At 58.6% G+C, this 20,248-nt stretch carries 14 protein-coding genes and 1 other RNA gene; 6 read left to right on the forward strand and 9 right to left on the reverse strand.

The window, feature by feature from the left end:
- Positions 1-26 precede the first annotated feature (26 nt).
- Both fnr and GHO25_RS06260 read left to right on the forward strand, forming a co-directional pair.
- Positions 27-761: a fumarate/nitrate reduction transcriptional regulator Fnr gene (fnr, locus tag GHO25_RS06255; protein ID WP_153390162.1), complete on the forward strand. Its 735-nt coding sequence runs from the start codon at positions 27-29 to the stop codon at positions 759-761.
- 57 nt (positions 762-818) lie between these two features.
- Entirely contained in the window at positions 819-1,361 is a 543-nt protein-coding gene (locus GHO25_RS06260; protein WP_153390163.1) for an adenine phosphoribosyltransferase, read from the forward strand.
- Positions 1,362-1,513: 152 nt separating this feature from the next.
- Here the strand turns inward: GHO25_RS06260 and recR are convergent, their stop codons facing one another.
- The 8 genes from recR to GHO25_RS06300 all read right to left on the reverse strand — a co-directional run bounded on the left by recR (position 1,514) and on the right by GHO25_RS06300 (position 13,000).
- Entirely contained in the window at positions 1,514-2,116 is a 603-nt protein-coding gene (gene recR, locus GHO25_RS06265; protein ID WP_048368817.1) for a recombination mediator RecR, read from the reverse strand.
- Positions 2,117-2,233: 117 nt separating this feature from the next.
- Entirely contained in the window at positions 2,234-2,572 is a 339-nt protein-coding gene (locus tag GHO25_RS06270) for a YbaB/EbfC family nucleoid-associated protein (protein WP_048368816.1), read from the reverse strand.
- A gap of 76 nt (positions 2,573-2,648) precedes the next feature.
- Entirely contained in the window at positions 2,649-4,703 is a 2,055-nt protein-coding gene (gene dnaX / locus GHO25_RS06275) for a DNA polymerase III subunit gamma/tau (protein ID WP_153390164.1), read from the reverse strand.
- 222 nt (positions 4,704-4,925) lie between these two features.
- An RNA gene (ffs, locus tag GHO25_RS06280) (signal recognition particle sRNA small type) lies at positions 4,926-5,022 on the reverse strand.
- 239 nt (positions 5,023-5,261) lie between these two features.
- A complete protein-coding gene (gene ligA, locus GHO25_RS06285; protein ID WP_153390165.1) occupies positions 5,262-7,619 on the reverse strand; it encodes an NAD-dependent DNA ligase LigA in 2,358 nt (785 codons plus the stop codon).
- Between the two features lie 96 nt (positions 7,620-7,715).
- The gene (zipA, locus tag GHO25_RS06290; protein ID WP_153375204.1) at positions 7,716-8,591 is read right to left on the reverse strand and encodes a cell division protein ZipA; all 876 of its coding nucleotides are present in this window, start codon (positions 8,589-8,591) and stop codon (positions 7,716-7,718) included.
- A gap of 258 nt (positions 8,592-8,849) precedes the next feature.
- The gene (gene smc, locus GHO25_RS06295) at positions 8,850-12,338 is read right to left on the reverse strand and encodes a chromosome segregation protein SMC (protein ID WP_178110002.1); all 3,489 of its coding nucleotides are present in this window, start codon (positions 12,336-12,338) and stop codon (positions 8,850-8,852) included.
- A gap of 2 nt (positions 12,339-12,340) precedes the next feature.
- Complete coding sequence (locus GHO25_RS06300; RefSeq protein WP_048368483.1) at positions 12,341-13,000, reverse strand: GntR family transcriptional regulator; 660 nt, start codon at positions 12,998-13,000, stop codon at positions 12,341-12,343.
- Between the two features lie 223 nt (positions 13,001-13,223).
- On the opposite strand from GHO25_RS06300, the gene xdhA reads away from it, so the two are divergent.
- From xdhA to guaD, 4 genes are read left to right on the forward strand one after another with little or no spacing between them, the layout of a single operon-like run.
- Positions 13,224-14,678: a xanthine dehydrogenase small subunit gene (gene xdhA / locus GHO25_RS06305; protein WP_178110003.1), complete on the forward strand. Its 1,455-nt coding sequence runs from the start codon at positions 13,224-13,226 to the stop codon at positions 14,676-14,678.
- Positions 14,671-17,046 (forward strand): xanthine dehydrogenase molybdopterin binding subunit, encoded by a 2,376-nt coding sequence (xdhB, locus tag GHO25_RS06310; protein ID WP_153390167.1) that lies wholly within the window; start codon positions 14,671-14,673, stop codon positions 17,044-17,046. Before xdhA ends, xdhB begins: the two co-directional genes overlap by 8 nt.
- Positions 17,039-17,896, forward strand: a complete 858-nt coding sequence (gene xdhC / locus GHO25_RS06315; RefSeq protein WP_048368486.1) for a xanthine dehydrogenase accessory protein XdhC — start codon at positions 17,039-17,041, stop codon at positions 17,894-17,896. The genes xdhB and xdhC overlap by 8 nt, the downstream gene beginning before the upstream one ends.
- 8 nt (positions 17,897-17,904) lie before the next feature.
- Positions 17,905-19,203 carry a guanine deaminase gene (gene guaD / locus GHO25_RS06320; protein WP_048389961.1) on the forward strand — a complete coding sequence of 433 codons (1,299 nt, stop codon included), beginning with the start codon at positions 17,905-17,907 and terminating at the stop codon, positions 19,201-19,203.
- 130 nt (positions 19,204-19,333) lie between these two features.
- Here the strand turns inward: guaD and GHO25_RS06325 are convergent, their stop codons facing one another.
- Positions 19,334-20,086 (reverse strand): GntR family transcriptional regulator, encoded by a 753-nt coding sequence (locus GHO25_RS06325; protein ID WP_048389959.1) that lies wholly within the window; start codon positions 20,084-20,086, stop codon positions 19,334-19,336.
- Between the last annotated feature and the right edge of the window lie 162 nt (positions 20,087-20,248).

A 20,248-nucleotide genomic window follows, 5' to 3' on the forward strand; every position in this document is an offset into this window, starting at 1 on the left:
TGTGTTTTCCCACAAGGATTGAAGAAATGTTCGAGCCAGTAAAACTGCGCGCTCATAACCAGGCTCACTGCAAGGATTGCAGTCTTGCCCCTCTTTGTTTGCCACTTTCGTTGAATTTGGAAGACATGGATGCGTTAGAGGAAATCGTCAAGCGCGGTCGGCCACTGAAGAAAGGCGAGTTTCTGTTTCGCCAGGGCGACACCTTTGGTTCGGTCTACGCCGTACGTTCCGGAGCACTCAAAACATTCAGCCTGAGTGACAGCGGCGAAGAACAAATTACCGGCTTTCACTTGCCGAGCGAATTGGTCGGTCTGTCAGGCATGGACACTGAAACGTACCCGGTTTCGGCTCAGGCACTGGAAACCACCCCTGTTTGCGAAATCCCTTTCGAGCGCCTGGACGAACTGTCTGTACAACTGCCGCAATTGCGCCGGCAGTTGATGCGCATCATGAGCCGCGAAATTCGCGACGATCAGCAAATGATGTTGCTGCTGTCGAAAAAGACCGCCGATGAGCGCATCGCCACCTTCCTCGTCAACCTGTCTGCACGCTTTCGTGCCCGCGGCTTCTCGGCCAACCAGTTCCGCCTGAGCATGTCGCGCAACGAGATCGGCAACTACTTGGGCCTGGCCGTGGAAACCGTCTCCCGGGTGTTTACCCGCCTGCAAGAAAACCAGTTGATCACCGCAGAAGGCAAAGAAGTGCACATTCTTGACCCAATCAAGCTGTGCGCGCTGGCCGGTGGTTCGCTGGAGGCCTGATCAGGCCGCATGAGGGGTATACTGGCGGCTCCGAAGCCCGCCAGGACACCCACCCCCATGGTCAACGACTTCTGCCTCAAATCCCTGATCCGTCCGGTGCTTGATTTCCCCAAGCCCGGCGTGATCTTTCGTGACATCACCCCGCTTTACCAGTCGCCCCGCGCCATGCGCGTGATCGCCGACGCCTTTATCGAGCGTTACGTCGAAGTTGAATTCAGCCATATCGGCGCCATGGACGCCCGTGGTTTTCTGATTGGCTCAGTGCTTGCGCATCAACTGAACAAACCGTTGATTCTGTTTCGCAAGCAAGGCAAGTTGCCCGCTGACGTATTGGCTGAAGGCTACCAGACGGAATACGGCGAAGCGTTTCTGGAGGTGCATGCAGACAGTTTGTGCGAGGGCGATTCGCTGCTGCTGGTCGACGACTTGATCGCCACGGGCGGGACGCTGGTGGCGGCGGTGAACCTGGTGCGCCGCATGGGTGCGCAGGTGTTTGAAGCGGCGTCGATTATTGACTTGCCCGAGTTGGGCGGCTCAACGCGCTTGCAGGAAGTGGGTGTGCCGACGTTTTGTCTGACTGAGTTTTCGTTGACTGAATAAATCAAGAACCCTCACCCTAGCCCTCTCCCGGAGGGAGAAGGAACTGATTGGGGGATACTTTAGATTTTCTGCTATCTAAATGCCTTGCGCTGAACCTGAGAACACCTCGGTAAAGCCCCCTCTCCCTCCGGGAGAGGGTGGCGTTTAAAACGTCACAAAGCGATCGGTTTACGCCCGGCAAACGAATGCGCCAGGGTGCCGCCGTCGACCAGCTCCAGCTCGCCACCCAGCGGGACGCCGTGGGCGATGCGCGACGCGATCAGGCCTTTGCTGCTCAGCAACTGGGCAATGTAGTGCGCAGTGGCTTCACCTTCCACGGTCGGGTTGGTCGCCAGGATCACTTCCTTGAAAGTGCCCTGCTCGGCAATGCGCGTCATCAGTTGCGGAATCCCGATGGCCTCAGGCCCAAGGCCATCCAGGGGCGACAAATGCCCCTTGAGCACAAAGTACCGTCCGCGATAGCCGGTCTGTTCGATGGCGTAGACGTCCATCGGCCCTTCCACCACGCAGAGCAAGGTGTCGTCGCGGCGCACGTCGGCGCACTGCGGGCACAAGTCATCTTCGGTCAGGGTTCTGCACTGGCGGCAATGACCCACACCGTCCATCGCCTGACTCAAGGCAAGCGCCAAACGCGAACCGCCACTGCGATCACGCTCGAGCAGTTGCAGGGCCATGCGCTGTGCGGTCTTTTGGCCGACACCCGGCAACGTGCGCAAGGCATCGATCAATTGGCGAATAAGGGGGCTGAAGCTCATAGAGAAAGGTCCGACAAAACAACGAGAGGCGGTTTATACCCGTGGTCCGGGCCAGCGTCAAATGCCAACCGGCAGGCAAAAAAATGCCGGGCGCTGGGCCCGGCATTATCAAGCGCCTTAGAACGGCAGCTTCATGCCCGGTGGCAGTTGCATGCCAGCGGTTACGCCGGACATTTTGTCCTGGCTGTTGGCTTCGATCTTGCGCACGGCGTCGTTGACTGCAGCGGCGAACAAGTCTTCCAGCACTTCGCGGTCATCTTCGCTCACGCCTTCAAGCAGGCTTGGGTCAATGTTCACACGCTTGAGGTCGTGACGGCCGGTCATGACCACCGTCACCATGTCGCCACCGGCCTTACCGGTGACTTCAGCGTTGGCCAGTTCTTCCTGCATCTTGGCCATTTTTTCCTGCATCTGCTGCGCCTGCTTCATCAGGCCGGCCATGCCACCTTTCATCATGGGAATCACCTCAAACGTTATTTGCACAATGCACCCGCAGTCACAATGACTGCGGGCTGTCAGTATCTAGCCGGTGTTACTGCGCCTCAATAACATCGACAGGTTGAATCGTATCGTCACGCACGGCTGCGCCGAACTGTTCAATCATTTGCTGGACCAACGGGTCTGCGTAGATTGACTCTTCGGCCAGGCGCTGACGCTCTGCACGCAAGCGCGAAGCGGCCTGGGCCGGGGTTTCCTGCTCTGGCTTGACCAGCTCAATGGTCACTTTGAGTGTGCGCTGATGAAACTGGTTCAACGCATCATTCAGGCGGCGCTGCTGGGTCGAGTTAAACAGGGCGCTATGGGCTGGGTCCAGGTGCAACAGCCAGTCATCGCCATCAACCGCAATCAAGGTGCAGTTGGCGCCAATGCTGGCCGTCATCCCTGATACCGGTAATTGGGGGAACATGTTCAGCCATTCAAGGGCCAGGCCCGTGGCAGGCATGGCTGCCGGTAATGGTTCGGGCTCGGGTTGCGGCTCGACGGCATGTTCGCTGGCCAACTCGTCCAGGTAACTATAGGCCGCAGAATCCATGTCCGGCTCGATGTAGTCTTCGTCCAGCGGCGGTTCATCGTCGCGGTCCATACCGGACAGCGCGGCGTCGACTTGCTCGGGCGTTGGCTCGTGAACAGGTTCGGCAACCCACTCCGGCGCGTCAGGCACCACGCTGTCCGGGGTCGGCAGCGGCATGGGCGGTAAATCCGGCTGCTCACTGACAGTCTCGAGCACAGGCTCTGGCGTGATCTCGTCTTCGATCACCTGCGCCGGACGCTCATTCCAGGGCAAGTCGATTTCGGCTGCTGGCGGTGCTTCAGGAGCCACCACAGGGGCCACCACTTCAGGTGCAGGAGCCACGACTTCAACCACCGGCGCAGCCACTGCCACCGCAGCGGGTTCTGCACGCGGCGCAACAGCCGTCGAGCCCGCCACGGTGTTGGCGGAATCAACTGTGGCCTGGCTGATCCCCACTGGCTTTAGCGGCTGACTCGGCGCATCGCCGGTGTCCGCCGGGCGGAAGGCCAGCATTCGCAGCAAGACCATTTCAAAGCCACCACGCGGGTCTGGCGCCAACGGCAGATCGCGTCGGCCGATCAGGCCCATCTGGTAATAAAACTGTACGTCTTCGGCAGGCATCGCTTGCGCCAGCGACAGTACCCGGTCGCGGTCGCCGTGACCGTTGTCGACGCCTTCAGGCAACGCCTGGGCAATCGCCACGCGGTGGAAAACGTTGAGGATCTCGGAGAGCACACCATTCCAGTCCGGGCCTTGTTCGGCCAAGTGCCGCACGGCCTCAAGCAGCGCCCGCGCATCGCCCTCGATCAAGGCGTGCAACAGATCAAATACCTGACCGTGATCCAGTGTGCCGAGCATTGCCCGCACATCCGTCGCCAGCACCTTGCCTTCACCGAAGGCAATCGCCTGATCGGTCAGGCTCATGGCGTCACGCATCGAACCATCGGCGGCACGGCCCAGCAGCCACAGCGCATCGTCTTCGAACGGCACGTTCTCGACACTCAACACATGGGTCAAATGCTCGACAACGCGCTCAGGGGTCATGTTTTTGAGCGAGAACTGCAGGCAGCGAGACAGAATGGTTGCCGGCAGTTTTTGTGGATCGGTGGTCGCCAAAATGAATTTGACGTAGGGCGGCGGCTCTTCGAGGGTTTTCAACAGCGCATTGAAGGAATGGCTGGAAAGCATGTGCACTTCGTCGATCAAGTAGACCTTGAAGCGCCCACGGCTTGGCGCGTACTGCACGTTGTCGAGCAGCTCACGCGTGTCCTCAACCTTGGTCCGGCTCGCGGCGTCGATCTCGATCAGGTCGACAAAACGCCCCTCATCGATCTCGCGGCACACCGAACACGTCCCGCACGGCGTCGAGGTGATACCTGTTTCACAGTTCAGGCATTTGGCGATGATCCGCGCAATGGTGGTCTTGCCGACGCCGCGCGTACCGGTAAACAGATAGGCGTGGTGCAGGCGCTGACTGTCCAGAGCGTTGATCAGAGCCTTGAGCACATGGGTCTGGCCGACCATTTCGCGGAACGAGCGCGGACGCCATTTACGTGCAAGAACCTGATAACTCATTGATAACCGTCGCGTCTGAAAAGCGGAAGGGGCTAATGCTAGCGGAGCAGGGGCAAAATTGCATCCGGTGCGCGCTTTTAACTGCTCAGGCACTCATGGCCGGGCATTTCAGGCGGACGTGAAAATACGTCGACCGGGCATTCAGCAGTCGAGATTTATAAAGGAGAAGATTTTTTCTGGACTAAGAACCCTGCGAATTGAGGATTCTTAAAATGGAGGCAACCCCACCAGCCACACCCCGGCACACAATGTTCCCGCTGTGGCTGCTGCCTTCCGGCTCTGACCAGGTTCACGGGTAATCGTTGCGGAGGGACCGATAGGGTCACCATAACAACATCCGCCTAGCAGCGAACGGCGCCATTGTACCTATCTGACGAAAACTTACAACCGCTGCTTCAAGAATAAAAAAATGAATGGGTTCAAGTACTTGGATTCGGGCATGTATTTGGCTCCGTAGTCGCTGCCGAAGGCTGCGATGAAGCTCGCGCAGGCTACGAGGCAACGGATTGCTTCGCAACCCTTCGCAGCCTGCGGCAGCGACTACAGGTTTTGCAGCCGTTACAGGCCGATACCCTGCTCTTTGAGGAACGCCACGAACGCTTCTTCATCCAGCACCTTGAGACCCAGCTCGTTGGCCTTGGTCAATTTGGACCCCGCTCCCGGCCCGGCTACTACGCAGTGGGTTTTGCCGGACACGGAGCCCGAGACTTTGGCGCCGAGGCTTTCCAGCTTTTCTTTGGCGACGTCGCGGCTCATCAATTCCAGCGAGCCGGTCAGCACCCAGGTCTGCCCGGCCAGCGGCAAGCCTTCTACAGTTTTCTTCTCGCTCTGCCAATGCATGCCGAAGTCGCGCAGTTGCGCTTCGACGTCCAGCGCCAGTCGCGCATTGTCCGGGTTGTCGAAGAAGTCGCGCACGGCCTTGGCTTGCTTTTCAGGCAAGGCCTGACGCATGTCCAGCCAATCGGCGTTGATCACGCGCTCAAGGATGTCAAATTTGTCGGCCAGCTTCTGCGCCCCGCCCAGCCCAACAGACGGAATGTGCAGTTTGTCGATCAACCCGCCCAAGGTGGCGCTGGCGGCAAATTCAGCGCCCAGCTCACCCTGATCCTGCAATTCCAGACCGCGCTCCAGCAATTGACCAATCACTTGGCGGTTATGGTCATCGCTGAAGAAGCTGTGGATCTCGTGAGCCACTTCCAGGCCCACGTCCGGCAAGTACGTGAGCACTTGCGGCAACGCACGCTGCACGCGCTCCAGAGAGCCCAATGAGCGCGCCAAAACCTTGGCTGTCTCCTCGCCTACATCAGGAATACCCAATGCGTAGATAAAACGTGCCAGTGTCGGACGCTTGCTGTCGGCAATGGCCGCCAACAAGTTGTTGCTCGACAGTTCGGCAAAGCCTTCCAGGTCGACGATTTGCTCAAACGACAGGGTGTACAGGTCGGCCGGCGAACTCACCAGACCTTCATCGACCAACTGCTCGACGCTCTTTTCACCCAGGCCTTCAATGTCCATGGCCCGTCGCGAGACAAAATGGATGATCGCCTGCTTCAGTTGCGCACCACAGGCCAGCCGCCCGACGCAGCGGTACACCGCACCTTCGCTGACGGTTTCGCGGCCCTTGCTGCGCTTGATCAATTGCGTGCGCTCGACGTGGGAGCCGCACACCGGGCAGTTTTGCGGGATGTGCACCGGGCGCGCGTTGTCAGGGCGCCGGTCGAGCACCACTTGCACCACCTGCGGGATCACATCTCCGGCACGGCGAATGATCACGGTGTCGCCAATCATCAGGCCCAGACGCGCCACTTCGTCCATGTTGTGCAACGTGGCATTGGACACGGTCACGCCCGCCACCTTGACTGGCTTCAGGCGTGCAACCGGAGTGACCGCCCCCGTTCGCCCGACCTGGAATTCAACATCCAGCAGTTCGGTCAGCTCTTCCATTGCCGGGAATTTATGGGCGATTGCCCAGCGCGGTTCACGAGCGCGAAAGCCCAGTTCGCGTTGCGAGGCCAGGCTGTTGACCTTGAACACCACGCCGTCGATTTCATACGCCAACGAGGCACGACGCTCACCAATATCACGGAAGTAGTCCAGGCACTCGGCAATGCCTTTGGCCAGTTTCAACTCGTGACTGATGGGCATGCCCCACTGCTGCAACTGCTTGAGATTGCCAATGTGCGTGTCGGCAAACTCTTCAGAAACTTGCCCCAGCCCGTAGCAGCAAAACTCCAGCGGACGGCTGGCGGTGATTTTCGAATCCAGCTGGCGCAGGCTGCCAGCCGCTGCGTTACGCGGGTTGGCAAAGGTCTTGCCACCCGCCGCAAGCTGGGCTTCATTGAGGCGCTCAAAACCCGCCTTGGACATAAACACCTCACCACGCACTTCCAACACCGCAGGCCAGCCGCTGCCCTGCAACTTGAGCGGGATGTTGCGCACGGTGCGCACGTTGACGCTGATGTCTTCACCGGTGGTGCCATCACCGCGGGTGGCACCGCGCACCAGTACACCGTCCTGATACAGCAAGCTGACCGCCAGACCGTCGAGCTTGGGCTCGCAGCTGTATTCAACTTCTGCACCGCCGCCAAAAAGGTCGCCAGCCGGCAAATCGAGCCCCTCGCTGACACGCCGATCAAATTCGCGCATATCGGTTTCATCAAACGCGTTGCCCAGGCTCAGCATGGGCACTTCGTGACGCACTTGAGTAAAGGCCGACAACGCCGCACTGCCTACGCGCTGGGTCGGCGAATCTGCCGTCACCAGTTCCGGGTGCTCCGCTTCCAGGGCTTTAAGCTCACGAAACAGCCGGTCGTACTCAGCGTCCGGGATGCTCGGCTCGTCGAGTACGTGGTAGCGGTAGTTATGCTGATCCAGTTCAGCGCGCAGCTCTAGAATGCGGGTGTTGGCGGCGGTCATGGGGATTTTCTCTCACAAAGCAAATGAGCAGCCGAGGCTGCTCATGTGTTAATTCATAGTGCACTCAGCGGGAGCGATCACACGGCCCCCACGGCTTTAGCGTTTTTGAGTCAGGGCACGACGCTCGAATTCGACGATGCGCTGGCGGTAATGCTCAATAGTCTGAGCCGTCAACACGCTGCGCTGGTCGTCTTTGAGTTCGCCGTTGAGCTCCTGGGACAACTTGCGTGCTGCTGCCACCATCACATCAAACGCCTGCTTGGGATGACGCGGGCCTGGCAAGCCGAGGAAGAAGCTCACCGCTGGCGTGCTGAACAGATCGATGTCGTCCAGATCGAACACGCCAGGTTTCACGGCGTTGGCCATGGAGAACAGGACTTCGCCGTTGCCAGCCATGCTTTCGTGACGGTGGAAAATATCCATTTCACCGAAACGCAAGCCGCTCTCAAGAATGTTTTGCAGCAGCGCCGGGCCTTTGAAACCTGCCGGATCACGGCTGATAACGCTGATGACCAGCACTTCTTCGGTTGCCGGTGCGGGCTCTTTGCTTTCTGCCGCAGCCACTGCTGGCGTCTGACGCCCGCGTGGCTTGGTTTCAACGGGGGCATCATCGTCACGCGCACTGAAGCTTGGACCGTCATCATCAAGATCGAGGTTGAGGTTCAAATCACCCTGGCTCGGCTCACTGGCACGTTTACCGCGCTTGGAGGACTTCTCACGGGGCGGCATGCTCACCGATGGCAGGTCATGCTCATCGAGCTGCGGCTCTTTGTGATCCGGCGTATCCAGAACCCGTGACGGGCCTAACAGCTCGGCGCTGTTTTCCTCGTCGGGCACATTGGAAAAACTGCGGTCAAGACGAAACTTGAGCTTCCCTTTACCGCCACGCATACGACGCCAGCCGTCAAAAAGAATACCGGCGATGACCACTATGCCGATGACTATCAGCCACTCGCGCAGACCGATTTCCATGTAATCCCGTGCCCCTAAAAAAATGATTCTATGAAGAAGAGCCTAAAGCCCTTTAAAACGTGGCGCCAACTCTATGTTCTGAATGACGTTTTTCCACGTACAAAAAAATTAGACGCTAAATTAACACGACCAAAGATAACTTTACACCGTCTGTCACCTTGAGTTAGGCCCATGTAGCCGCTGACCTACGCGTCTCATCGGTCAAATCCGTAGGGATTTTCTTACATGAAGAAAATTTTATCCCTACTTGCTTATAGCTCATGCATCGACCATTGCCATTGCTTCCTCAACATCAACCGCAACAAGACGTGAACAACCGGGCTCATGCATCGTCACCCCCATCAACTGATCGGCCATTTCCATGGCGATTTTGTTGTGGGTGATGTAGATGAATTGCACTGTCTGTGACATCTCTTTAACCAACCGTGCATAGCGCCCCACGTTCGCATCATCAAGCGGTGCATCAACTTCGTCGAGCATGCAAAACGGCGCCGGATTGAGTTTAAAAATGGCAAAAACCAATGCCAGAGCCGTCAATGCCTTCTCACCACCGGACAGCAAATGAATCGTGCTGTTCTTTTTGCCCGGCGGCCTCGCCATGATCGTTACCCCTGTATCGAGTAAATCTTCGCCCGTCAGTTCCAAATAAGCGCTGCCGCCACCGAAAACTTTTGGGAAAAGCGCCTGCAATCCACCATTTATCTGATCAAAGGTGTCTTTGAAGCGGCTGCGGGTTTCTTTATCAATCTTGCGAATCACGTTTTCCAGGGTGTCCAGTGCTTCGACCAAATCGGCATCCTGGGCATCCAGATAACGCTTGCGCTCGGACTGCTGCTGATACTCATCAATGGCCGCGAGGTTAATCGCGCCCAAACGCTGAATGCGCGCAGCAATCCGCTCAAGTTCCTCTTCGGCCTGCTGCTCATTGAGTTCGTTACTCAATGTTGCCAGCACCCCGTGCAAGTCATAACCGTCTGCCAGCAACTGATCTTGCAAGGCCGTGCGCCGAACTGTCAGCGCCTGCCATTCCATACGCTGCTGCTCAAGCTGGCCACGAATCAGTTGAGACTGTTGCTCGGCCTGGTTGCGGCGCTTTTCAGCGTCGCGCAATTCACGGTCCGCATCTTCAAGAGCCAATTGCGCAACTTTAAGTTCCTCGTCAACGCTCAGGCGTTTATCCAGCAACTCTTCAAGTTTAAGGCGCAGCTCTTCAAGAGGGGCTTCGCCCTCCTCCAGATTGAGGGTGAGCTGCTCACGCTTTTCAGCGAGCCGCTCAGATTGCAGCTCCAGCCGCTCCAGCGCCTGACGGGTCGAATCGTGCTGTGCCCTGAGTGAGCCCAAGCGCACCGCCAATTGGTGGGCGTGATCCTTGTGCTGGCGGGCTTCTTGACGCACCCGGTCAAGGCGTTCGCGCAAGCTGTCGCGCTGAGCCAGCAGCAGCTCGCGCTGCTCGGTGTCAGTGGCCATCGCATCCAGCGCTTGCTGCAAGTTCAGGCGCGCCTCACCAACGTGTTCATGCTCCAGCGCACGCTGCTCGCTGAGCTCGGCCAGCTCTTCGTCAAGCCGCCGACGACGCAAAGTCAACTGTTCAACTTTGGCTTTGCTGGCCGACAGCTTGGCTTTTATCTCGCCTTGTTGACGGGCTTCGTCCTGCAAGCGGCGACGAACCTGCTCACGCGCGTCTTCTTGGGCGACTTGCTGCTCACGCAAGCGTTGCAACTGATCTTCAAGGGTCGCCAGGGTGGCTTCACGCTCTTCGCGCTCAACCCCCAGATGCTGGATTTCCTGACCGCGGGCCAGCACGCCGCTTTCGGCTTCACTGGCGCGGCGCACACGCAAAAAGTTACGCCCGACCCAATAACCGTCACGACTGATCAGGCTTTGACCGTCGGCCAGTTGCCCACGCGCTGCCAGTGCCTGCTCAAGGGTTTCAACCGGTTTGACCTGCCCCAGCCAAGGCGCCAAGTCAAAATCGGCTTCGACTTTGTCCAGCAAACTGCCCGCGATGCGGCTCGCGGTGGCGTCGGCGCTGAACAGGCGTAAATCACCTTGGGCAAAGCCCGCCAGATCCACTTGGGAAAAATCATCCACCAACACGGCCTGGAGGTCGGCACCCAGCACCGTTTCGACCGCAAGCTCCCATCCGGCTTCAACCCGCAGGCCTTCCGCCAGACGTGGACGCTCAGCCAATTGCTGCTCACGCAGCCATTCGCCTGCACCGGCGCCAGGGTCCAGCGCGGCTTGCTGCAGCGCTTCAAGGGAAGCCAGACGACCGTTAAGCCGCTGCAACTCGCCCTGGGCCTGCTGCTGATTTTGCGTGGCTTGCTGCAAGTCGTGACGCACTTGCTCAAGACGCTCGATCACCTGTTCTTCGCTGGCTTGCAGCTCTTCTTGGGTCAGCTCGCTGGTCGCCAGCAACTCACTCAGTTCAAGGATCGCTGCATCTTCCGGGTCTGCGGCGAGCAAGGCACGCTCTTCGGCCAAACGACGCTGACGTTCAGCCACGCGCTCCATGCTGGTTTCCAACTGCTGGATACGCGCTTGCAGTACTTCGGATTGACGTTGCGGCTCAGCCGAGCGCAGGTTGAAGGCATCCCACTGCTCTTGCCAGGCATGCATGGTGACTTCGGATTCTTCGAGCGCGGCCGCCGATTCTTCAGCGGCGGCGCTGGTCAGCTCCTGCTCGGGCACCACCATTTCGAGCTCTTCACCCAGCGTCGCCAGCATCGTGCGGTCATGGCCCAAGTGCGACTCGGTTTCAAGGCGCGAGCGCTCGGCTTCTCGCAAGTCGTCTTGTAACTGACGCAAACGTTGCTGACCGTGCTGGATGCTTTGCTCGACGCGGGCGATGTCGCCGCCCACCGAGTAGAAGCGCCCTTGCACCAAATTAAAGCGTTCTGACAGGTCGTGATGCCCGTCACGCAGGCGTTCGATGCTGGCATCGGCATTGCGCTGCTCAGCGACCAACGCTTCAAAGCTGACCTCTTGATCGCCAATGATCGTTTCACGCTGCCCCACCTGCTCGTTCAGGGCTTGCCAGCGCAATGCGGACAACTGCGCCTTGAGCTGACGCTCTTCGGCTTTGTATTCCTGGTACTTCTCGGCGGCCTGGGCCTGACGGTGCAAACGCTCAAGCTGGCGACCCAACTCTTCACGCAAGTCGGTCAGCCGCGCGAGGTTTTCGTGGGTGCGACGAATGCGGTTTTCGGTCTCGCGACGCCGCTCCTTGTACTTGGAGATGCCGGCCGCTTCTTCGATAAAGTTGCGCAGGTCTTCGGGCTTGGACTCGATCAGTTTGGAGATCATGCCCTGCTCGATGATCGAGTAGCTGCGCGGCCCCAGGCCGGTGCCGAGGAAAATATCGGTGATGTCACGACGACGGCATTTGGTACCGTTGAGGTAGTAAGTGGTCTGGCTGTCGCGGGTCACCTTGCGGCGGATGGAGATCTCGGCGTAGGCCGCATATTCACCCAGCAGCGTGCCGTCGGAGTTATCAAACACCAGTTCAATACTGGCCTGACTCACGGGTTTACGGCTGGTGGAGCCGTTGAAGATGACGTCGGTCATCGACTCGCCGCGCAGGTTTTTAGCCGAGCTTTCGCCCATTACCCAACGCACGGCGTCGATAATGTTCGACTTGCCGCAACCGTTGGGGCCGACCACCGCCGCCATATTGCTCGGAAAGTTAACCGTTGTCGGGTCAACGAAGGATTTGAAGCCCGCCAGTTTGATGCACTTGAGACGCACGTTCAGGCAACCGTCAAGGCGGACAACACCAGGTCACAGCTGCGCTGAGCATATCGGCTCAGTACGACACGAATTTGCGAAAAATCCCGCGCCAGAACCGCCTCAAGCAACTCCGCGAACAGCGCCAGAAACTCGCTCATCTCGGCCTTGCGCTGTTCCAGTGCCAGGTAATAGGCACGGCTCATGGCCGGGTGCAGGTTCTCGACGGTTTCTTGCAGATACGGGTTGTCGGCAAACGGGTAGGCAGCGCGCATTACGTTGAAGCTGTCTTCAACAAAGGCGCTGATGTCCTGGCGCTCGTAGCTGTCGACCAGACGCTGCTGGATTTGCAGGAAAGGCCCCAGGTCAGACGGCGCTGTCCAGCGCTGCGCAACGGCATTGCCGAGCAGGATGTACATCTCGCTCATCAACGTACACAGGCTCTGAACCTTATGTGCAGTGAGCTCGGTGACATGTGCGCCACGCCGTGGAAGGATCGCGATCAAGTGTCGACGCTCCAGGATTAACAACGCTTCGCGCACAGAGCCGCGGCTGACATTGAGCGCCAGCGTTACCTTCTGTTCTTGAATGCGTTCTCCAGGCTTGAGCTCGCCACGAATAATCCGCTCAGCGAGGTGGTGAGCTATTTGCTCGGCGAGGCTATCCGGCGCCTTGAACGTCATGTTGTACCTTCAAAATCTTCGATCAGTGCAGGCGGCGGAGTGTAACGCACTTGCGCGGTGCAAGCAGAGTGTCTCGGGCGCCGAATGTGGCACGAAATAAGCAAATAAAGCGTGTCGTGATCAATCACCGGGATGACTCACTGGCATTTCTTGACCCTGAAGTCAGCAATGACTAGATTCAATTCATCCCGCCCGATAAAAATAGTGCAGTGCGAGGCCGCCCGTGATCCAGTTTTTAGTTAATCAGACGCTACGCACTGAACACGTACTGGACCCCAACCTCACGGTACTCAATTACCTGCGTCAGCACCTGCACAAACCCGGCACCAAGGAAGGCTGTGCCAGCGGTGATTGCGGCGCCTGCACAGTGGTTGTTGGTGAGTTGCATACTGACGAGCAAGGCACTGAAGGCCTGCGCTATCGCAGCCTCAATGCCTGCCTGACCTTCGTTTCGACCTTGCATGGCAAGCAGTTGATCAGCGTTGAAGACCTCAAACACCAGGGCCAGCTCCACAGCGTGCAGCAGGCGATGGTCGACTGCCACGGCTCGCAATGCGGCTTTTGTACGCCCGGCTTTGTCATGTCGCTGTTTGCCCTGCAAAAAAACAGCCCTGACGCCAACCACCAGCAGGCCCACGAAGCACTGGCCGGCAACCTCTGCCGCTGCACCGGCTATCGACCAATTCTGGCCGCCGCGGCGCAAGCCTGCCACTCAGCGCCTGCGGACCAATTTGATGCGCAACACGGAGCAACCCTGGCCAAACTCAAGGCCATCCGCCCTGTCGGCGCCAGCGAGCTTAATAACGGCGACAACCGTTGCCTGCTGCCCCTTACCCTTGACGAGCTGGCTCGGGCCTATGCAGCGCATCCACAGGCGCGCCTGCTGGCGGGCGGGACCGACTTGGCGCTGGAGGTCACGCAACTTCACCGCAGCCTGCCGGTAATGATTGCTCTGGGGCAGATTGCCGAGCTAAAGCGCATCGAACGCTTTGCAGATCGCCTCGAAGTCGGCGCCGCAGTGACCCTCGCAGACATCTACCAAACGCTTAACGCCGAATACCCGGACTTTGGCGAACTATTACAGCGTTTTGCCTCGCTGCAAATTCGCAACCAAGGCACTTTGGGCGGCAACATTGGCAACGCTTCGCCCATTGGTGATTCGCCCCCCCTGCTGATCGCCCTCGGCTCACAACTGGTCTTACGCAAAGGGGCTACACGTCGCACGCTGGCGCTGGAAGATTACTTTCTGGACTACCGGGTGACCGCCCAAGCTGAAGGCGAATTCATCGAGAAAATCGTCATCCCGCGCGCCAAAGCCAGCCATCTGTTTCGCGCCTATAAAATCTCCAAACGTCTGGATGACGACATCAGCGCCGTGTGCGCCGCGTTCAATCTGCACATCGAAAATGGCGTGGTGATGGATGCCCGTGTGGCCTTCGGCGGCATGGCGGCCACGCCCAAACGCGCCAGCGCCTGCGAGGCCGTCTTGCACAAAGCGCCCTGGAACAGCGCAACGGTGGAGCGAGCCTGCAACGCCTTGTCGCAGGATTTCAGCCCGCTCTCGGACTTTCGCGCCAGCAAAGAATATCGCTTGCTGTGCGCGCAAAACCTGTTGCGCAAATACTTTATCGAACAGCAAACCCCGGACCTCCAAACGCGGGTAACGGCTTATGTCTAACCCTCACGCGATCGAACTGTCTCAGGCTGAACTGAGCACCCTGTTTGCCCAGGATTTGAAAACCGGTGTGGGCCGCAGCGTCAAACACGACAGCGCAGATAAACATGTGTCGGGCGAGGCACAGTACATCGATGACCGGCTGGAATTCCCCAACCAGTTGCACGTGTACGCGCGTTTGTCTGACCGGGCCCACGCACGCATCATCCGCATCGATACCGCGCCCTGCTACGCCTTTGCCGGTGTGCGACGGGTGATCACCCACGAGGACATCCCCGGCCTTAAGGATATCGGCCCGCTGCTGCCGGGCGATCCGTTATTGGCCATCGATACCGTGGAGTTTGTAGGGCAGCCGGTACTGGCGGTGGCCGCCAGCGACCTGGACACCGCCCGCAAGGCCGCAATGGCGGCCGTAATCGAGTACGAAGACCTGGAGCCAGTGCTCGATGTAGTCGAGGCGCTACGCAAAAAAAACTTTGTGCTCGACAGCCACACTCACCGGCGCGGCGACGCCAGCAGCGCGCTGAGCCAGGCCACCCATCGGCTGCAAGGTCAACTGCACATCGGCGGGCAAGAGCACTTTTACCTTGAAACGCAGATCTCTTCAGTCATGCCCACTGAAGACGGCGGCATGATCGTGTACTGCTCAACCCAGCACCCGACCGAGATCCAGAAGCTGGTGTCCGAAGTGCTAGGCGTGCCGATGAATAAAGTCGCAGTCGACATGCGCCGCATGGGCGGCGGCTTTGGTGGCAAAGAGACCCAGGCCGCCAGCCCCGCATGCTTGTGTGCGGTGATTGCACACCTGACCGGGCAACCGACCAAGATGCGCCTGCCGCGCACCGAAGACATGCAGATGACCGGCAAGCGCCATCCGTTTTATATCGAGTACGACGTCGGTTTCGATGACAACGGGCAGTTGCAGGGCATCCAACTGGATCTGGCGGCTAACTGCGGCTACTCGCCCGACTTGTCGGGGTCCATTGTTGACCGCGCCATGTTTCACGCTGACAACGCGTATTACCTGGGCGATGCCACAATCCATGGGCACCGCTGCAAGACCAACACCGCCTCGAACACGGCGTACCGCGGCTTCGGCGGCCCGCAAGGCATGGTCGCCATTGAGGAGGTCATGGACCGGATTGCCCGGCATTTGCACCTGGACCCGCTGGCGGTGCGCAAGGTCAATTACTACGGCAAAACCGAGCGCAACGTGACTCACTATTACCAAACCGTGGAGCACAACTTGCTCCATGAAATGACCGCCGATCTCGAAGCCAGCAGCCAATACGCGCAGCGCCGTGCAGCGATCAAGGCCTTCAATGCCAGCAGCCCGATCCTGAAAAAAGGCCTGGCCCTCACCCCGGTCAAATTCGGCATTTCGTTCACTGCCAGCTTTCTCAACCAGGCCGGAGCGCTGATCCACATTTACACCGATGGCAGCATTCACTTGAACCACGGCGGCACAGAAATGGGCCAGGGCCTGAATATCAAGGTCGCGCAAGTGGTGGCCGAGGTGTTTCAGGTGGAGGTCGACCGCGTGCACATCACCGCCACGCATACCGAGAAAGTGCCCAACACCTCACCCACGGCAGCCTCCAGCGGTGCAGACCTGAATGGCAAGGCAGCGCAAAATGCGGCGCAAACCATCAAGCAACGCTTAATTGAGTTTGCCGCAGAAAAGTACCAGGTCAGCGCCCAGGACGTGGTGTTCCATAACGGATTGGTGCGCATCGGTGAACAGATTCTGAGTTTTGCAGCACTGATCCAGCAGGCCTACTTCGGCCAAGTCTCGCTCTCCAGTACCGGCTATTACAAAACCCCAAAGATCTTTTACGACCGCAGCCAGGCCCGTGGGCGACCGTTTTACTACTACGCTTTTGGGGTTGCCTGCGCAGAGGTGATCGTCGACACCCTGACCGGCGAATACAAAATGTTGCGCACCGACATCCTGCATGACGTGGGCGCCTCGCTGAACCCGGCTATTGATGTGGGCCAGGTTGAAGGTGGCTATGTGCAGGGCGTGGGCTGGCTGACCAGCGAAGAACTGGTGTGGAACGCCAAGGGCAAGCTGCTGACCAGCGGCCCGGCCAGCTACAAGATCCCGGCGGTTTCCGACATGCCGATGGATCTGCGGGTGAAATTGGTCGAAAACCGCAAAAACCCGGAAGACACGGTGTTCCATTCCAAAGCCGTGGGCGAGCCGCCGTTTATGCTCGGCATTGCCGCGTGGTGCGCGATAAAAGATGCGGTCGCGAGCCTCGCCGATTACCGCGTGCAGCCTGATATTGATACGCCTGCCACGCCGGAACGGGTGTTGTGGGGCTGTGAGCAGATGCGTCGACATATCGCGGGAGGTAAGCATGAATGACTGGATCCGCGCACTGGCCGATTTGCAGCAACAGGGCGAACCGAGCGTACTGGTCACGCTTATCGAAGAACAAGGCTCAACGCCCCGGAATGCGGGGGCAAAGATGCTGATCAGCGCCAGCCAGATCTACGACACCATCGGTGGTGGCCATCTTGAATTTAAAGCCATGCACATCGCCCGCGAGATGCTCGCTGCCCACTCACAAGGGCCGCAAGTGCAACGCTTCAGCCTCGGCGCCAGTCTTGGCCAATGCTGTGGCGGCGTGGCCGTCCTGCTGTTTGAACCCATGAGTCAGGTTCAAGCACACATAGCGGTGTTCGGCGCCGGGCATGTCGCCCGAGCACTGGTGCCCCTGCTGGCCAGCTTGCCCTGCCGGGTGCGCTGGATTGATTCGCGGGAGCAAGAATTCCCGGCATTGATACCGGCCGGAGTACGCAAAATAGTCTGCGAAGACCCGATTGATGAAATCAATACGCTGCCTGCGGGTTGCTACTGCATCGTCATGACGCATAATCACGCCCTGGATCTGGAACTCAGCGCCGCCCTGCTCAAACGCAACGACTTTGCCTACTTCGGCTTAATTGGCTCAAAAACCAAGCGCATGAAGTTTGAACATCGCCTGCGTGAGCGCGGCATCAGCGCCGCCCCTTTGCAGCGTATGCGCTGCCCGATGGGCTTAAATGAGGTGAAGGGCAAGTTACCGATTGAAATCGCGATCTCCATCGCCGGCGAAATTATCGCCACTTATAACGCCCACTTCGGCCAGCACACTGCCTGCGCCGAACCGATTGGCGCTGAACCCCTTACACAATTGCTGGCGTCTTCGCGACGCAGCCATGCCACGCACTGAGAGTTGTTATGACCTGTAAAGCCTATCGCGCCGCCATTCTGCACAGCATCGCCGACCCCGCCGAAGTCGGGATCGAGGCCTCCTACGAGTATTTTGAAGATGGCCTGCTGGTGGTCGAGGACGGCAAAATTACCGCGCTGGGCAATGCCGCAGACCTGCTCGCCTCACTGCCTGCCGACACTGACATTACCTTCTACAGCGATGCGCTGATTACTCCGGGCTTTATCGACACCCATATCCATTTCCCACAGACCGGGATGATTGGCGCCTACGGCGAACAGTTGCTCGACTGGTTGAACACCTACACGTTCCCGTGCGAAAACCAGTTCGCCGACAAGGCACATGCCGAGAAGGTCGCGGATATTTTCCTGAAAGAGCTGCTACGCAACGGCACAACCACAGCCCTGGTCTTCGGCAGTGTGCACCCGCAATCGGTGGACGCCCTGTTCGAAGCCGCCCAACGTCTGGACCTGCGCCTGATCGCAGGCAAAGTCATGATGGACCGCAATGCGCCGGAGTATCTGACAGATACTGCCGAATCTGGCTACAACGACAGCAAGGCGCTGATTGAGCGCTGGCATGGTCAAGGTCGCTTGCACTACGCCGTTACCCCGCGTTTCGCGCCGACCAGCACGCCAGAGCAACTAAGCCTGGCGGGCAAGTTGTTGAGCGAATACCCGGACGTGTATTTGCACACCCATATCAGCGAAAACCTTCAGGAAATCGAGTGGGTAAAATCGCTGTTCCCGGAGCGCAAGGGCTATCTGGACGTGTACGACCATTACCAACTCTTGGGCGAACGTTCGGTCTTTGCCCACGGCGTACACCTGTGCGACGAAGAATGCGCACGCCTGGCTGAAACCGGCTCCGCCGTGGCCTTCTGCCCGACGTCCAACCTGTTTTTGGGCAGCGGCCTGTTCAACTTGCCGATGGCCGAAAAGCACAAGCTCAATGTTGGCTTGGGCACCGACGTAGGCGCCGGGACAAGCTTCTCGCTGCTCAACACCTTGAACGAAGCCTATAAGGTCATGCAATTGCAAGGCGCACGCCTCAACCCGTTCAAGTCGTTGTATTTGGCTACCCTGGGTGGGGCGCGGGCGCTGCGCCTGGAAGACAAGATCGGCACGCTGAAACCGGGTACCGATGCAGACTTTGTGGTACTGGACTACAACGCTACGCCGCTGATGAGCTATCGCCTGCAACAATCCAAAGACATCGCCGACACGTTGTTTGTGTTGATGACCTTGGGGGATGACCGCACGGTTGAGCAGACGTATGCAGCAGGGAACCTGGTGCATCAGCGTTAAGGGACTGCTAAGAACACTTGTAGTCGCTGACCAGGGACGAGGCTGCGATGCGGGCCGCAGGACCGCAGGACCGCCTTATGGGGCCGCTTCGCAACCCATCGCAGCCTCGTGCCTCGTCAGCGACTACAGGTTAGCGATGGCTTTTGCCTTTGGTTTGCAGGAGGTGCGAGAACACTGCATGCAGATCGTCCGAGGCGCCTTCTTCGTCGAGGTTGAGCTTGCTGTCGATGTGGTCCATGTGATGCATCATCAGGTCCACTGCCAGCGCACCGTCACGGGCTTCGATGGCATCGATCAGTTGCATGTGCTCGTCGTAGGAACAGTGTGAGCGGTTGCCGCTTTCGTACTGGGCAATAATCAACGATGTTTGCGACACCAGGCTGCGCTGGAAGCTGATCAGCGGCGCATTTTTAGCGGCTTCAGCCAGCTTCAAGTGAAACTCGCCCGACAACCGAATACCTGCACCACGATCGCCCCGCGAGAAACTGTCGCGCTCATCCTGGACCATTTTGCGCAACTCAGCCAGATCGTCCGCCGTGGCATGAACCACGGCCAATTCCGTAATGGCTTTTTCCACCAGACGCCGAGCAAGAAAAACCTGACGCGCTTCTTCAACACTCGGGCTGGCTACCACTGCGCCACGATTGGGGCGCAGCAACACAACCCCTTCATGGGCCAGGCGCGAGAGTGCTCGACGGATAATGGTCCGACTCACGCCAAAGATTTCGCCCAGCGCCTCTTCGCTCAATTTTGTGCCCGGTGCCAGACGCTGTTCGAGAATGGCCTCGAAGATATGCGCGTAGACAATATCGTCCTGGGTTCCGCTGCGACCGGCCTTGCCGGCGCGGGTGGGTTTCTTGAGAGGCTGCAACTGTTCGTTCATGGGCACTCGAATGGGAAAAGCGGCGGCAAATTGAGCGTTACGTTTATACGTAAACGGGCCTCGCTGACAATGAATTAATGCAAGAAAACTGGCCGCATTGTACACAAGCCCGAGTGTATGCACGACTGTATGGCCGTTTGATATCCCGGCTGTATTGCAATG

The organism is Pseudomonas sp. FSL R10-1350 (assembly GCF_009600525.1).
GTDB classification, from domain to species: domain Bacteria; phylum Pseudomonadota; class Gammaproteobacteria; order Pseudomonadales; family Pseudomonadaceae; genus Aquipseudomonas; species Aquipseudomonas helleri.